This is a genomic window from Ochrobactrum sp. WV_118_8, from assembly GCF_039631535.1.
Lineage (GTDB): Bacteria > Pseudomonadota > Alphaproteobacteria > Rhizobiales > Rhizobiaceae > Brucella > Brucella anthropi.
In genome coordinates this window covers 1,846,492-1,859,831 of the sequence record NZ_JBDIUZ010000002.1, presented here as the reverse complement: position 1 = coordinate 1,859,831, position 13,340 = coordinate 1,846,492, and the positions used below count along the sequence as shown (strand labels likewise).

Genomic DNA, 13,340 nt, shown 5'->3' with positions numbered 1-13,340 from the left:
CTCAGATCTACGAACCAGCGTTTTATCGCTGATTTAAACTCGCAACGAATATATGAGAGACAATGGTACGGTCGGTTGGAGCCACTAGCAACTTTATTGCTCCAAAAATCCATGTTTTGTGGGTTTCTAGGTTTTTTGTGCGCCGTTATGTGTACTTATTTATGCGCCTATATGTGTACCCATACTCCGGCTATTTCATACCTGATATCGACGCACCGCTCACGGCCCGCGCGAGGTCCAGCACCGGCTTAGAAGGCGGCAACATACCCTGCAATTACAGCAGGAGTTCCAACTTTTCTTGATCCGGCAAGATATATAAATAATACAAAGTTGGAACAAATTAGCCCCTTCGAAGGGGATACGATTCGAAACCGCGGGAGGTCGTATTGGCAGAACAAAACTTTCTCAACTTGACAGAGAAGCAACTTGATGAACCAATCTATCGGATAATGAAAGAACAGTACGTTTTAGATCTTTTCGTCCAAAAGAAGAATGTGATTAGTCAAGTTAAGAACTGGAAAGATAAATTCGAAAATTTTCAACTGGCACTGGGAGGAGTGCTCGACGGCAGAAAGTTTACCTACAGCTTTAAGGATGACTTTGGTGGTCAGTGCTGGAGCCGAAGCTATCTTTCCGAGGCCATGTGGGGAATTTACGCCAATGATCCTACGGAGCGGTATCTCCGTATTCGTTCTACTCCCCGTAAACTCCTCGCGGGGCTTACTCAGGCGCATGCATCGACATGGCATCAGACATGCTTTCTTGGCAAAGTCTCATACTGCACGGAAAAACGTCTCATAGAATTCCTGGGTGAAGGCGGACCAATGCCTTTATCGGCTCATCGTTTCGCGCAGTCTTTGCTACTGAAGCGGCGTGCATTTCGACACGAGAACGAAGTGCGGCTTCTCTTTTTTGGCAACAATGGCGATTTCAACAATCGCGGGCTTTATCGTTATGACGTAGATCCGCACACTATGATCACTCAGATAATGGCAGACCCGAACAGAAATCGCACCAATTGGAAGTCAGATAAATCCAAGATACGGGACGCAACTGGATTCACTGGTCAGATTAAAAGATCGAAGACTTACGACCCGCCAGTTTGGCAGCCGCCGATCTACACTTCTGGAGGCTAGATCTTCATCCGCTATGCAGCAGATGCAGCGCACTGTTAGATGGGAGTACCGGAGGTTCTAGGGATTTCCGGCCTTTTCAATAGCTTGCAGAAAAGTGGGGCAGAAAAGTATTCGTTGCAAACATTATGTTTTTTCATGCGCCTGCCCCACCTTCTGAAGGAAAACAGTGCCTTGGATTCGATTCGACCCGAAGTTGAGGCAATCGCTCGCCGAAAGATTCAAGGTGCAACGCAATTTCCTTGTGAACAGGGAACAGAACCCGGCTTGACCTTGTTAATTTTTTGATCCACATTTGTGGTAAGAAAAATTAACAAGGTTTGAGCAATGAGCAGCGTCAAGTCAAAGTACACAATTGTAGAAGCACACTCCGCAGAGGCTCGGTTAACTGCGCTGGGACTATCCAAAGATGGCATTCTCACGATTCGCGACGTGGCGCACGGTTATCGTCTCGATGCTGGTCCACTAATGGCGGCGAACGCACCCGGTTCGCTCGCATATCACTTTGGTGTCGAGTCAATGCGCCAACAGTATATCGGAAGCATTTGGCGCCTTGACCGAGATGGAGGCCTCGAAGGAATTGTTAATATCAATACCGGGGTAAAAGTATGTTTCCAAAATATCGATGTAGCGTGTGATCCGTTGACGGAACCCAAGCCCATTTCGGAAAAAGGTGCGGGCGCTGAGCGCGCGTGCCAAGGAAATCTCTTCGCAAAGGCAGGCGTAGCGGTTCCACCCAAGCCCACCCCTATTGGAGCTCGATCTGCAATATATTTTGTAATGGTCGATCAAAAGGGCGGCGTCGAAGTATCGAGACCTATCGTAGCAGAGAAGAAATTCATTGATTTTGTTGAGAGAATTTTTGTATCTGATGGCTCAGATTTCGGGAAAATTGAGCTAGATGCGACCCCGCCTCAACCGGCAGACGAATTCGACGTAACCATTTCGAGACGTTAGTAGAGACCATGTTTAACCGTAAGCGCTTCACCCTCGCCCGCAAAAGGCGAGGGATTTCTGGTATCCAGCTGGCAGAAATGTCCGGCATTACGGCTGTTACAATCTCGCGCATCGAAAGTGGCCAGACACGGTCGCCCGATAACGATACTGTCGGAGCTTTGGCGCAGGCTTTAGGATATCCAGCAGAGTTTTTTGAAGTTGATATCGATCCGGAAGAACTCGATCCCGAAACAGTTAGTTTCCGCAGTTTGAAGAAGATGAGTGCCAAAGAGCGCGATACCGCGCTCTGTGCCGGTACGTTGGGCTTGGAGCTCTACGACTGGGTTCAGAAGCATTATAATCTGCCACAACCCGACCTTCTGGATCTCAGTTCACTTGATGATCCAGAAGGAGCTGCGCGGCTTGTGAGGCAACATTGGGGTATCGGGGATAGACCAATCGGTAATGTGCTTAAACTGCTGGAATCGAAGGGCGTTCGCGTACTGTCGTTGGCGGAGAACAATGATAACGTCGATGCCTATTCATTCTGGCGCGACGAAAAACCTTTTGTTTTCCTGAACACGTGTAAAAGCGCCGAGCATAGCATTTTTGATAGCGCCCACGAACTGGGCCACCTCGTGATGCATAAGCATGCGGGTCCCCGTCCTACAAAATCTGCGGAAATAGAAGCCAACCAATTTGGGTCAGCCTTCTTGATGCCTGAGAATGACATAAAGGCCACAATGCCGAGAAGGGGTATTAGCGTCAATTTGATCATCAGCGCCAAGAAGCGATGGAGAGTTTCTGCCATGGCCCTTACTGTTAGATTGAACCAGCTAGGCTTCTTATCCGATTGGCAATACCGTAGTTTCTGTATCGACCTAGCGAAACGCGGTTACCGGAAAAGTGAGAAGATCGGCATCGAACGAGAAAGGTCAACGCTTTGGCAGCTCGTTCTCACGGATCTCTGGCAGCGCAAAATGACTAAAGCAGATATCGCGAAGGAGCTCGGGTGGCCCCACGATGAAGTTGAAAAATTGGTCTTTGGTTTGACCGGAGCACCAGGAAGCCCAACCGGAGGGAACAAAACTGGCTTGAAGCTGGTCTGAGCCCCCGTGCAGGCCTGTTAGGCTGCACAGTCGAAACAATTTGGATACAAAACAATCCACGCAATTCTAAACTTTAGGCGGGACTATGGCTAATTGGAATGAAATCAGGTTTCACGACAACCTGAAGCGTGAACGAGACAGACTGGCGGATTGCCCACACATCACGAACATCGAAAACGAAACGTTTCGTGCGGTTATCGATGAAATCCTTCAAGCGGTAATGTCATCACATCCAAGCCCTATGGGCAGGGAGTCACGCCCAGACGCCACATTTATACAAGGCCTCAGAGACGCTGTTCGTGAGCATCAGAGGCAACGCGAGGCAGCGGGCAATCAAATCCATACGTATATTCCACTTGATCATCTTACAGAGGAAGAGGCCGCGAGGGATTACGGGAATAAAGTGAAAGTCGTAGATTTCTCAAAGAACATCAAGGATCAAGCGGATTAGTAGGAGGACGGGGGAATCCGCTTTCTAGGGTACGCGCCGACGCTGACTGACCTCCAGCCGCCAGCATGGCTAAGCGCGTCCAGATGGGAGAGATGGGAACTGACCCGGAGGAATAGCGTGGCGCTCACAGCGGAACCATTCCCCCTCCCCAGAGTTTTAATGATGCAAGAACGATAACTTCGCGCCAGTTCACCTCTACTGGCACCAGAACCATCGCGCGCAGCCCTGCCTAGCTCGTCCCTCGGCAGGGCATTTTTCAGTTATTCGCTGGGTCGTACGAAGCTCAGCGGATAGAGCGCACGGCAAGGTCATGCACCTCAAATGCCGAGCGCGACCCCGACGCCGGCCGAAAGCGTCGGGGCTCTACTTTTTATCTCGCGTGATTAGAATTTTGGTCAGGTTCATTATACCTCCCCATTACCCCGCGCAGTTTTCGCTGCGGGGTTCTTTTTTTAAGCCGCAGAATCAATTTTTAATAAAACAAGAGCGCTACTCTTGTAAAAAGCGTTGATTAACGCTAAATGATGTCCATCGACTTTGTTATCGAACGACGTGGCTAAGATTTAAAGCCCCTCTTTTTCTTTCAAATCGTAAAACTCGCAGCGAATTAATTTTCGTTATTATTTAACCGTTCGATTTGAAGGATATTCAATATGACCAACGGAACAGTAAAATTCTTTAATGGCGGCAAAGGCTTTGGATTTATCCAACCCGAAGACGGATCTCCAGATGTTTTTGTTCACATTTCCGCAGTTGAACGCGCAGGATTGCATACGCTCAACGAAGGTCAACGGGTTAGCTTCGAACTCGTAGCTGATCGCCGTTCTGGCAAGAAAGCCGCAGATAATCTGCAAGCACTTTAGTTTTAGTGTTCAGACATTGCCTTCGATCCATGACCACGGATGTACTGGCACTGATCGTTGAGGCGATTAAAAGGTCGGGTTTTCCCGGCCTTTTTTGTTTTTTGCCCGTAAACAGAGGTTAAAACATCCAAACGGTGTTCTCGCATTGATAGGATAGATATCAGCAATTCCAATTATGTCGGCGAAACCGATGTTACGGCGATCATATGGAGGCTTGTCCCCCACCCATTCAATCCTTCACGGAAAGTGTGACCTTTCCAGAACCAGGACAAGGACAAGGAAAATGCTTGAAGCAAAATCGACCGAACTAACTAAAGATACGCTTTTCAAGAAACCGTTGTCACGTACGGAAGCGAAAAACGCGATAACGGACAACGCCGCAAAAGCTATTCTCGAGACAGAAAAAGCAGCTATAGACGCCAAAACAGAGCGGCTGCGAGCTGCGCGATTAGAACATAACCAACCACCAAAGCCATAGTTAGGAATTTAATGCAGGTACTTGTACGAGATAATAATATTGATCAAGCGCTGCGCGTGCTCAAAAAGAAGATGCAGCGAGAAGGCATTTTCCGTGAACTTCGAGAGCGCCGAGCATACGAAAAGCCATCCGAAAAGCGCACCCGCGAAAAGGGAGAGGCTATTCGACGTGCACGTAAGGATGCGAAAAAGAGGGCACAAAGGGAAGGCTTGTTACCCAAACCTAAGCGCAAGGCACCGACCACGCCCAGGCGAAGCCAAACACCTTCTTAACAACTTTTAATTAGACCCTGCTAACCAATAAGCGCCGTCGCAGAAACGCGTAGCTATGATTTAATGAATAGCATGGTTAATGGCGTACACACGGGTGATAAGAGAACTATTCCCGAAGAATGGTCTGGAGCTCCCGCCGCGGAACCATTCCCCCTCCCCAGAGTTTTAATGATGCAAGAACGATAACTTCGCGCCAGTTCACCTCTACTACTGGCACCAGAACCACCGCTGGCGCAGCCCTGCCTAGCTCGTCCCTCGGCAGGGCATTTTTCAGTTATTCGCTGGGTCGTACGAAGCTCAGCGGATAAAGCGCAAGGCAAGGGCATGCACCTCATTTGTCGAGCGCGGCCCCGACGCCTCCGGGAAGAGCGCGTCGGGGCATCTAATTCGATTGTGGGCAGAGGGGGCAATGAAAAATTCAGAGATCGAAAGGGCGCTTCGACGCCTGCAGCTGCGCGAACCATTTAGCGCTAGGTTCGTTCATCGTGCTTTGCCTGACGTGGACGTTGCAAAAATCGCAGATCATCTGCGCAAGCATTCTGTCAAGACCAACTATCAGCATAAGCCAGCCTACATCCGAGTGATGCGAGGCTGGTACCGTTTGAATGAACGTTAAACATCGGGGCTTTACAAATCCGAATCCCTCAATAAAATTTTGGGTGCCGATGATGACATATGACTTCCAGCCCCGCACGTTCTTCGCTGCGGGGCTCTTTTTAGGTCAAACCTTTTTATCCTGCGCTAGAACGGCGAGCACTTGATCGAGGCGCTTGTTCGTCTCTTTCAGGCCTTCTCTGGTTTCATCCCGCATTTCCTTCATGCCGTCGCGCAGTTGCTTCACGTGGTCGTCCAGATCTACACGTCGGACATATTCGTCGCGAACGCGGTTAACCCGTTCATGCAGTTGATCGTCGCCCGCCTTGATCCCTTCGGCCAACCGATCATCCCCGTTTTTTATGGAGGCAGACAGGGATCTGAATGCGGTGAGAAGCGCTCCGCCGAAGAAAGTCGCCAAACCGAGAGCCGTGCCGATCAACCATTGCAAATCAGCATTCATTGAAGCCCCCTCTTCACTTCATCATAAAAGCCGGCGCACCGGTCAGTCCGTGCGTTCTGCCTATCGAGCGCCTCACGCTCACGTTTCAAGATCGATAGCTTTTCCTGCCCCTCGACGAGCGGCGCATGCGCTTCCTTGCGCCGGCAGTCTTCAGGGTAGTCAGGCAGGGTCGTTCCTGCAGCGGCCCGCCCTTGTGCCTCGCCTGCGGCAATCAGCTTTCTTTCAGCGGCGCAGGAACTCAATATCGTCGTTATCAAGCAGGCAAGCGCGGCCCGCCTCAGCAAGCTTGCGTTCATAGTCGGCGATCTCCTGTTCGGTTTTCTCAGTCCGGGCGGCTTCACTGGCCCAGACATTGCGGATCTGTTCCTGATAGGCGGCAGTCACGAACTCGCTGACTTTCAGCTGGCGCTGCAGCTCATCCCGCTCGGCACGTGCTGCAGCAAGCTCGAACTGGGGAACAAGGCCTCTCTTCGCTTGCCCCTCGAACAGGAATCCGACTGCTGGCAGATCCTTGAGAACCGGAACGCCATTGAAGTAAATCGAGGCAAGCACGATGCCAGCGACCACACCCAGCCCGATCTTGATGTAGTCCAGAAGCCCGAACATCAACCCAGCCCCGCGAGGCAAAGCTCCAGTTCGCCGACGCGCTGCGCGTCTCCGTATTCCCTGCGCTTTTTCAGGCCGTCGATCACCTTGCCGCCGGCGCGGTTATAGAGCGTCATCGCTTGGCAAGCGTCTCGCCATTTACGTTCGGCCATGCGCCGCGCTGCTGTCGACTTGCAGGCCGCACCTATCCCGACGTTATAGGAAAGATCGAGCATGGAGGCCTGCACGCTGATCGGAGCAAGATCGAAGGTGACGATACATTTCTGCAGGGGTTTGCGGAAATCGTTCTCAAGCCGCTTTTCCAGCATCTTGAGGCATTGCGCATCGCTGTATCGGTCGCCTGGCTTCACGCCCTTGGTTTCGCCTGCGCAAACCGTCCAGACACGGCCCAGCTTGTCGTAGTAGGCCTTGTTCTCGACGCCCTCCCACGGAACGGTGAGATATGCCGCGGTCATCGCAACAAGGCCAAGTCCGGACGCCAGAGCGCCCTTTGCACGTTTACTCATTTGAGGAATCCTTTTGGGAAATGATGCGCGCCATGAACGCCGCTATCGTCACGACGAACATCAAAAGGCGAAACCATTGATCGGGGATGAGGGATGTGTCAGCCAGGTAGGGCAACACAGCTTCTAGGCCGGTCAGGATGCCGGCAGCGATTAAGAGGCGGATGGACCACGCATAGCGAAGCACCCACCTCCAGTCGGAGACGAGTTTCATAAGAACCTCGATATTTTGAATTTTGAACTATTTTGTCCGTTCGCCGTTATCATCAGCGGGAGGGACGCCATGCATTGGTACTACTGGATCGAAGGCGCTCTGGTTGCAGCGCTTCTGGTAATCATCATATGGATGATCTGGCGGGAGAAACGCAGGTGACGCAATCAGCCAGCGAGTAGTTCAGCTGCCCTGACTTCTCCAAACAGTTCGATCGCCATCTGCTGCAGGAGTGGCCACAATTCATGGTCGGAACAAAAGGTGTTTGCTGTCAGGAAAATCTGCCGGGTGCGGAACGGTTGTGTTGCCATGACAGCATTTACTTGCTCCGCCTCGGCTTCAGTCAGGCGCTCCCAGAGGCTTACAGATGGAATGACGACAACTGAAGGGCTTTCCACCGGCTCCGGTGGCGGCGGGGTTGTAAGCGTGCCGTCCAGCGATTGCCACAAAGCAATACGCTGTGCATCTGCCCATTGTTCGTCGGTAACAGGAACCGCATCCATTGGAATATCAGGGTTCCGGTTTCCGTCTTCGGTCGGCGGATAGGTGACCTCGTCATAATAGAAGAGCGGGAAACCCTCCGGGCCGAACTTGATGAACTTGTATTTCATAGTGCCCTCACATCAAAAAGCCGGTCGCAGAACACCGAAAGGCACCCATGTACGGGTTGCCCTGTACGGCATCCAACACTAGCTTGAATTCTACGTAAGATCCTGTGTTGAGCCATATAGCGGCTCCCACGTTTCCTCCGGCATAGAACCGCTGCGCACTCTGCGGCCCGATGGGGGCAACGACCTCACTGTAGACAGATGATGGATTTGTACCGTTACTGACGAATATCTGCGGGATGAACTGCCCGGCAAAGCCATCGCCAATCGTAATATTCAACATGAAGAAATAGGTGCCTGGCTGGGTGATGGTAAACCTGCCGCCTGACCACCCGTTGTTGACATTCAAAGGCGCTGCCGTGAAGGTCAGATTAGTCGTGCCGTTATAGACAAGCTGATTGGAAGCGAGATGCGCTTTGAATGCCGGTCGATTATAGCCGATGATACGGCGCTGCTCGGCCGCATCTGGTGAAGCCAGAAAACTGCGCGACCATGTCGTGAGCGTAGCGACAGAAAATTCGTCCGGTCCAATTGCGTATAGAAACTGGCCGTCCGCGACTGGTGGAGCCTTTAAGAGCGCCACGCCGGATGACGTTAACTGAGACTGTTCCATTGCTCCTTCGGCGTTTGTCCGAAGAACCATGTTCGCAGCCAGCTGCAGCGCCGCCAGCTTGGCGAGACTGCCGTTCGGGTCTTGCAATCCGAGTTCCGATTTATCAATCAGGTCATAAAGACCAGCAACGTTGCCGATTAGAAGCTTGCCATCCTGCACGCCGATGTCAGCAATACCTCGCAGAATGCCATTGGCGAGAAGATTGATCAGAGCCGTGCTTTTCGCCGAAAAACGGGCATTGTCTGGCTGATAGCGCATCCGATAGGAGAACGTACCGCTTGCACCCGGCCACGGCTCGGTGAACTGCCCTGTCGTGTTGGACAAGATCAGCGGATCATCGTCCGACGTACCGGCGATCACTCCGGTGAAGCCCTGTAGAAGGACGGTATCACCCTCTCGAAATGCAGCACTTCGCCAGAGCGTGTCCGTTCCCGTGAAATCAACCGATCCATTGGTTACGGTGATCGTGCCATCGGTATAGTCCGACAGAACAGCCATGAAATACCTCCCCGCGCTGTTCACGCGGTTTCCTATGATTGGATTTTGATGAAGGTCAGCGCTTCCAGAAGAGCGCTTGTACGGTCCCGACAGTATTGTTCACTGTTGTGGTTCCGCTGCTGGCCAGAACGGTTACCTGAAGCCCGTAGACGTTGTTTCCGGCAACCGAACTGAAATCGACATTGCTGCCGCCAAGGGTCAGTGTGTTGCTACCGCCCGAAGCCGTGCCGGTGTTCGAGATTATCTCTGCACCGGTGGTTATATTCAGGAGCGCCAGTTTCAGCGTCATTGAACCCGTAGACGAATAGGTCAGGGAGACATTGCAGCCGGGGATAGTCTTGTTGCCGACCGGATTGTTAATGGTCAGGGCCGCAACAGCTCCGGTTGATCCGTTCAGAAGCTGGTTGAATGAAGCGCGTGAGCCGCCTGTGACTGCCCCGAAATCCAGATTGCTTGTTCCGACGACCAGATTATTGATAACGGCATTCTGTATCTGTGCCCACTGGATCGAAACATTTACGATCTTCGCCCAATCCATGACGAAGCCTTCGCCGTACATCACGTTGTTCTGGATGACGAAAGGCTTGAAGAACTCGGTTCCGTTCGAAAATACGATCTGCTCCGCAATAAGAGCGATACGCGCTTGGGTGCTGGTAACATCAAGGAACAAGCCAGCACTTTTGAAGCTGTCATCTGTCCCACCGCGCACTTCCATACCGATACGAGCATTCCAGCCCGATGGAGCATTGTAAGTGCCCATCCGGAACGTGGCATTGGCTGACACTTCACCGATATTGGAGGAAAGCTGCGTGATGAGATTGGCTTGTGCCGCTACATCATCCTCGACACCATCAACCCGCACTTGCAGCAACTGAATGATGCTCGCGCCGTTCACGTCGAACAGCTGAGCATTGATCGTCGTGAGTTGCTGCCCGATGGCGCTGTTTGGCCCGGTGGCGACGAAAATGGCTTCCTCCCACTGTGCTTGAGCACTGCCGAACGTGCTTTCCAGTCTGCGGACCAGCATCTGCCGGTCCTCATAGGCATTGGCATGGTTGTCAGCAATTTGTGTCACCAGCTCCTGACTGAGACGGATCAGTTCGCGCACCTGTGGCCCTATCCAGCCGAGATAACCTTTCAGATCATCGGCCAGAGCTTCATAATCGATCGGGTTTTGATCACCTTGTGCATTCAGCGTCCGAAATGGCTTTGCCGCGGCCCACGCCACAGCACGCCCATTATCGACACGCAGGCGCGTCCGAACGAACCAGTCCGTAAGAGAGGTCAGGCCTTCGACCAGAAGAACGTTCACCACGTCCCACGTCACGAAGCGCTTGAATACCTGGTTTGGATCGTTGGCCGGCCAGTACTCGATATCGACACCGACAACAGAAATGTCATCGATCGTATCCCACAGCAGTCGGGCACCCGGTAGTTCTCCAGCTCCATCAGCCTTGACGATGGTTGGAATGACATCGAAGTTCTGCACCTCGGCCAGATACTGCGGCGGCGGGACAACGATGATGTTGGGCGGATATAGCGCGGCGATCAGGATGAGACGCGGGCGACAATCTGGATGAGATTCTTATGTCGCGGTCGAGTTGAAGTTATCACGTTGAATGTCGCTGGCAAGCTCTTCGTCGCTTTCTGATTGTCGCTCCGCGGCAATCACCGTCGAGGTTTTGATTGTCGCAAAAGATGCCGGTCGTCCGCGTTGGCGTTTTTCCTCCAGCGCCGTTCTTCGCCGGTAGCTTTCGACATTCATCTCGAAGATCGTAGCGTGATGAACAAGCCGGTCGACCGCTGCGAGTGTCATGGCAGGATCTGGGAAGACCCGGTTCCACTCTCCAAATGGCTGGTTTGCGGTAATCAAGACCGATCTGTGCTCGTAGCGTGCCGATATCAGCTCGAAGAGCACGCTCGTTTCGGCCTGATCCTTGGTGACGTAGGCGAGATCATCGAGGATGAGCAAGTCGAACTTGTCGAGTTTGGCGATAGCAGATTCGAGCTGCAGTTCCCTGCGCGCGACCTGTAGCTTTTGCACGAGGTCGGTTGTTCGGGTGAATAGCACGCGCCATCCATTCTCGATAAGTGCGAGGCCGATAGCGGCAGCGAGATGGCTCTTTCCTCCACCGGGTGGGCCGAACATGAGGATATTGGCACCTTTGGCGAGCCAACTGTCGCCAGCGGTAATTGCCATGACCTGGGCCTTTGAGACCATGGGCACGGCGTCGAAAGCGAAGCTATCCAGGGTCTTTCCAGGTGGCAGGTGTGCCTCAGCGAGATGCCTTTCAATCCTGCGGTGGGCACGCTCGGCCAATTCGTGCTCGGCGATGGCCGATAGGAAGCGTGCGGCCGGCCATCCTTCTCGATCGGCCTGTTCGGCAAATTGCGACCATAGAGTCTTGATTGTCGGCAGTCGGAGTTCGTTGAGCATGATGCCGAGCCGCGCTTCATCGATGACATGAGCGTTCTTCATGCTGCTTCTCCTGTCCCGATCAAGGCCTCGTAGCCATGAAGCGATGCGAGTTGGACATGGACGGTCGGCAATTTGGCTGGATCGGGACCGAAGAGCGCTTGCATTGCAGCCAGATCGGGCAGATCTCCGGCATCGAGTGTCGTGGCCAATTCTTCGGCAAGTTCGCGCTCGCAGCCGCGATCATGCGCCAGCGCCAGAAGCTCGACGGTGATCTTGCAGGCCTGCTTGTCGGGAAGATGCTCGATGAGTGTCTCGTAGGCTCTGCGGTATTCCTGCCGTGGAAAGAGCTTGTCACGATAGACGAGACCACGCAGCGCCATCGGCTTTTTGCGCAGGGAATGGATGATGTGGTGGTAATTGACGACCTGATCATGCCGCCCGTCGGCATGGCCACGTCCCCTGCGCAGCGTCATCAGGTGCGTACCCCCGACAAAGACATCAAGCCGATCGTCGAACAAGCGCACCCGAAGTCTATGCCCGATGAGGCGGGACGGCACGGTGTAGAACACCTTGCGCAAGGTAAAGCCGCCGGTGCGAGATACCGTCACGACAACCTCTTCGAAGTCCGTGGTCCGGCGCTCGGGCAGCGCCTGCAAATGGGACCGCTCGGCATCGATACGCTTGCCATGGGCGGCGTTGCGCCGGCTGACAATCTCGTCGACAAAGGCGCGGTAAGAGCTGAGATCAGCGAATTCCCTGGTACCGCGCATCAGCAAGGCATCACGAACAGCATTCTTGAGATGGCCATGGGAGCTTTCGATCGAGCCGTTCTCATGTGCGATGCCCTTGTTGTTGCGCGTCGGCGTCATGCGATAATGGGCACACAGTTCGTCATAGCGATTTGTCAGGTCGACCTTGGCATCGGCATCGAGGTTGCGGAAGGCGGCCGACAGACTGTCGCTGCGGTGATAAAGGGGCGCGCCCCCCACAGACCACAGGGCGTTCTGCAACCCTTCTGCCAGCGCAACGAAGCTCTCGCCGCCGAGAATGACATGAGCATGCTCGAACCCAGACCAGACAAGCCGGAAGTGATAAAACAAATGATCGAGCGGCTGGCCGGCGACTGTGATGCCGAGGCTGCTCATGTCAGTAAAATCCGAAAGGCCCAGCCGACCAGGTTCATGCGTCTGGCGGAAGATGACCTCCTGGGCCTCACCGTGAACAGCACGCCAGGACCGGATGCGACGCTCGAGCGTGCGGCGGATACCTTCGGGCAGTTCTGGATGCCGCCGTAGCATCTCGTTGAAAACGGCCACGGCGCGGATGCCCGGTGCTGCTTTGAGGAGCGGAACAACTTCCGTATCGAATATCGGCTCAAGCGGATCAGGACGACGACGCCCGCGTGGTGCTTTGCTTTGGGATGGAAGTTGCGTCTCCTTATCGAGACGATAGGCCGTGGCCCGGCTGATCGACGCTTTTGCAGCGGCGACCTCTACTGAATGCATTTGTCGATACTTCATGAATAATCTCATCTGATGATCGGTTACATGACGACCCGGCACAAACTGGTTCTCCAATCCAGA

The 13,340-nt window shown here is 53.3% G+C and carries 17 protein-coding genes; 7 read left to right on the top strand and 10 right to left on the bottom strand.

All coding sequences use genetic code 11. The features are described from left to right. Positions 1-386 precede the first annotated feature (386 nt). The 7 genes from ABDF71_RS23015 (at position 387) to rpsU (ending at position 5,242) form a co-directional block, all read left to right on the top strand. Entirely contained in the window at positions 387-1,136 is a 750-nt protein-coding gene (locus ABDF71_RS23015) for a hypothetical protein (protein ID WP_258124136.1), read from the top strand. A 324-nt stretch (positions 1,137-1,460) separates the two neighbouring features. Continuing rightward, the gene (locus tag ABDF71_RS23010) at positions 1,461-2,090 is read left to right on the top strand and encodes a hypothetical protein (RefSeq protein WP_258124135.1); all 630 of its coding nucleotides are present in this window, start codon (positions 1,461-1,463) and stop codon (positions 2,088-2,090) included. An 8-nt stretch (positions 2,091-2,098) separates the two neighbouring features. Continuing rightward, positions 2,099-3,178: a helix-turn-helix domain-containing protein gene (locus ABDF71_RS23005; protein WP_258124134.1), complete on the top strand. Its 1,080-nt coding sequence runs from the start codon at positions 2,099-2,101 to the stop codon at positions 3,176-3,178. 85 nt (positions 3,179-3,263) lie between these two features. Next, positions 3,264-3,629 carry a hypothetical protein gene (locus ABDF71_RS23000; RefSeq protein WP_258124133.1) on the top strand — a complete coding sequence of 122 codons (366 nt, stop codon included), beginning with the start codon at positions 3,264-3,266 and terminating at the stop codon, positions 3,627-3,629. A 653-nt stretch (positions 3,630-4,282) separates the two neighbouring features. Continuing rightward, complete coding sequence (locus tag ABDF71_RS22995) at positions 4,283-4,492, top strand: cold-shock protein (protein ID WP_122241926.1); 210 nt, start codon at positions 4,283-4,285, stop codon at positions 4,490-4,492. A gap of 283 nt (positions 4,493-4,775) precedes the next feature. After that, positions 4,776-4,970, top strand: coding sequence for a hypothetical protein (locus tag ABDF71_RS22990; RefSeq protein ID WP_258124132.1), 195 nt, complete (start codon positions 4,776-4,778; stop codon positions 4,968-4,970). Between the two features lie 11 nt (positions 4,971-4,981). Further along, positions 4,982-5,242: a 30S ribosomal protein S21 gene (gene rpsU, locus ABDF71_RS22985; protein ID WP_122241923.1), complete on the top strand. Its 261-nt coding sequence runs from the start codon at positions 4,982-4,984 to the stop codon at positions 5,240-5,242. 721 nt (positions 5,243-5,963) lie between these two features. Here rpsU and ABDF71_RS22980 read toward each other — a convergent pair. The 10 genes from ABDF71_RS22980 to istA form a co-directional block, all read right to left on the bottom strand. Continuing rightward, entirely contained in the window at positions 5,964-6,299 is a 336-nt protein-coding gene (locus ABDF71_RS22980) for a hypothetical protein (RefSeq protein ID WP_258124130.1), read from the bottom strand. Next, positions 6,296-6,541, bottom strand: coding sequence for a hypothetical protein (locus ABDF71_RS22975; RefSeq protein WP_258124129.1), 246 nt, complete (start codon positions 6,539-6,541; stop codon positions 6,296-6,298). Before ABDF71_RS22975 ends, ABDF71_RS22980 begins: the two co-directional genes overlap by 4 nt. Further along, the gene (locus tag ABDF71_RS22970; protein WP_258124128.1) at positions 6,522-6,905 is read right to left on the bottom strand and encodes a hypothetical protein; all 384 of its coding nucleotides are present in this window, start codon (positions 6,903-6,905) and stop codon (positions 6,522-6,524) included. Before ABDF71_RS22970 ends, ABDF71_RS22975 begins: the two co-directional genes overlap by 20 nt. Beyond that, positions 6,905-7,411 carry a lysozyme gene (locus tag ABDF71_RS22965; protein WP_258124127.1) on the bottom strand — a complete coding sequence of 169 codons (507 nt, stop codon included), beginning with the start codon at positions 7,409-7,411 and terminating at the stop codon, positions 6,905-6,907. Before ABDF71_RS22965 ends, ABDF71_RS22970 begins: the two co-directional genes overlap by 1 nt. After that, a complete protein-coding gene (locus ABDF71_RS22960) occupies positions 7,404-7,622 on the bottom strand; it encodes a DUF7940 domain-containing protein (protein WP_258124126.1) in 219 nt (72 codons plus the stop codon). Before ABDF71_RS22960 ends, ABDF71_RS22965 begins: the two co-directional genes overlap by 8 nt. 164 nt (positions 7,623-7,786) lie before the next feature. Further along, on the bottom strand, positions 7,787-8,230 hold the full coding sequence (locus ABDF71_RS22955) for a hypothetical protein (protein WP_258124125.1): 444 nt from the start codon (positions 8,228-8,230) through the stop codon (positions 7,787-7,789). Positions 8,231-8,237: 7 nt separating this feature from the next. Next, complete coding sequence (locus ABDF71_RS22950; protein ID WP_258124123.1) at positions 8,238-9,338, bottom strand: hypothetical protein; 1,101 nt, start codon at positions 9,336-9,338, stop codon at positions 8,238-8,240. A 55-nt stretch (positions 9,339-9,393) separates the two neighbouring features. After that, positions 9,394-10,827 carry a hypothetical protein gene (locus tag ABDF71_RS22945; RefSeq protein ID WP_500061816.1) on the bottom strand — a complete coding sequence of 478 codons (1,434 nt, stop codon included), beginning with the start codon at positions 10,825-10,827 and terminating at the stop codon, positions 9,394-9,396. A gap of 96 nt (positions 10,828-10,923) precedes the next feature. Then, on the bottom strand, positions 10,924-11,817 hold the full coding sequence (gene istB, locus ABDF71_RS22940) for an IS21-like element helper ATPase IstB (protein ID WP_500060852.1): 894 nt from the start codon (positions 11,815-11,817) through the stop codon (positions 10,924-10,926). Continuing rightward, entirely contained in the window at positions 11,814-13,319 is a 1,506-nt protein-coding gene (gene istA, locus ABDF71_RS22935) for an IS21 family transposase (protein WP_500060850.1), read from the bottom strand. The genes istB and istA overlap by 4 nt, the downstream gene beginning before the upstream one ends. Positions 13,320-13,340: the final 21 nt, after the last annotated feature.

What these genes read in the sequence shown, in the direction of transcription:
- ABDF71_RS22980 (WP_258124130.1), bottom strand. Translation starts at nt 6,299, where the DNA reads ATGAATGCTGATTTGCAATGGTTGATCGGCACGGCTCTCGGTTTGGCG.
- ABDF71_RS23010 (WP_258124135.1), top strand. Translation starts at nt 1,461, where the DNA reads ATGAGCAGCGTCAAGTCAAAGTACACAATTGTAGAAGCACACTCCGCA.
- ABDF71_RS22950 (WP_258124123.1), bottom strand. Translation starts at nt 9,338, where the DNA reads ATGGCTGTTCTGTCGGACTATACCGATGGCACGATCACCGTAACCAAT.
- ABDF71_RS22995 (WP_122241926.1), top strand. Translation starts at nt 4,283, where the DNA reads ATGACCAACGGAACAGTAAAATTCTTTAATGGCGGCAAAGGCTTTGGA.
- ABDF71_RS22965 (WP_258124127.1), bottom strand. Translation starts at nt 7,411, where the DNA reads ATGAGTAAACGTGCAAAGGGCGCTCTGGCGTCCGGACTTGGCCTTGTT.
- ABDF71_RS22955 (WP_258124125.1), bottom strand. Translation starts at nt 8,230, where the DNA reads ATGAAATACAAGTTCATCAAGTTCGGCCCGGAGGGTTTCCCGCTCTTC.
- ABDF71_RS23005 (WP_258124134.1), top strand. Translation starts at nt 2,099, where the DNA reads ATGTTTAACCGTAAGCGCTTCACCCTCGCCCGCAAAAGGCGAGGGATT.
- rpsU (WP_122241923.1), top strand. Translation starts at nt 4,982, where the DNA reads ATGCAGGTACTTGTACGAGATAATAATATTGATCAAGCGCTGCGCGTG.
- ABDF71_RS22990 (WP_258124132.1), top strand. Translation starts at nt 4,776, where the DNA reads ATGCTTGAAGCAAAATCGACCGAACTAACTAAAGATACGCTTTTCAAG.
- istB (WP_500060852.1), bottom strand. Translation starts at nt 11,817, where the DNA reads ATGAAGAACGCTCATGTCATCGATGAAGCGCGGCTCGGCATCATGCTC.
- ABDF71_RS22960 (WP_258124126.1), bottom strand. Translation starts at nt 7,622, where the DNA reads ATGAAACTCGTCTCCGACTGGAGGTGGGTGCTTCGCTATGCGTGGTCC.
- ABDF71_RS22970 (WP_258124128.1), bottom strand. Translation starts at nt 6,905, where the DNA reads ATGTTCGGGCTTCTGGACTACATCAAGATCGGGCTGGGTGTGGTCGCT.
- ABDF71_RS23000 (WP_258124133.1), top strand. Translation starts at nt 3,264, where the DNA reads ATGGCTAATTGGAATGAAATCAGGTTTCACGACAACCTGAAGCGTGAA.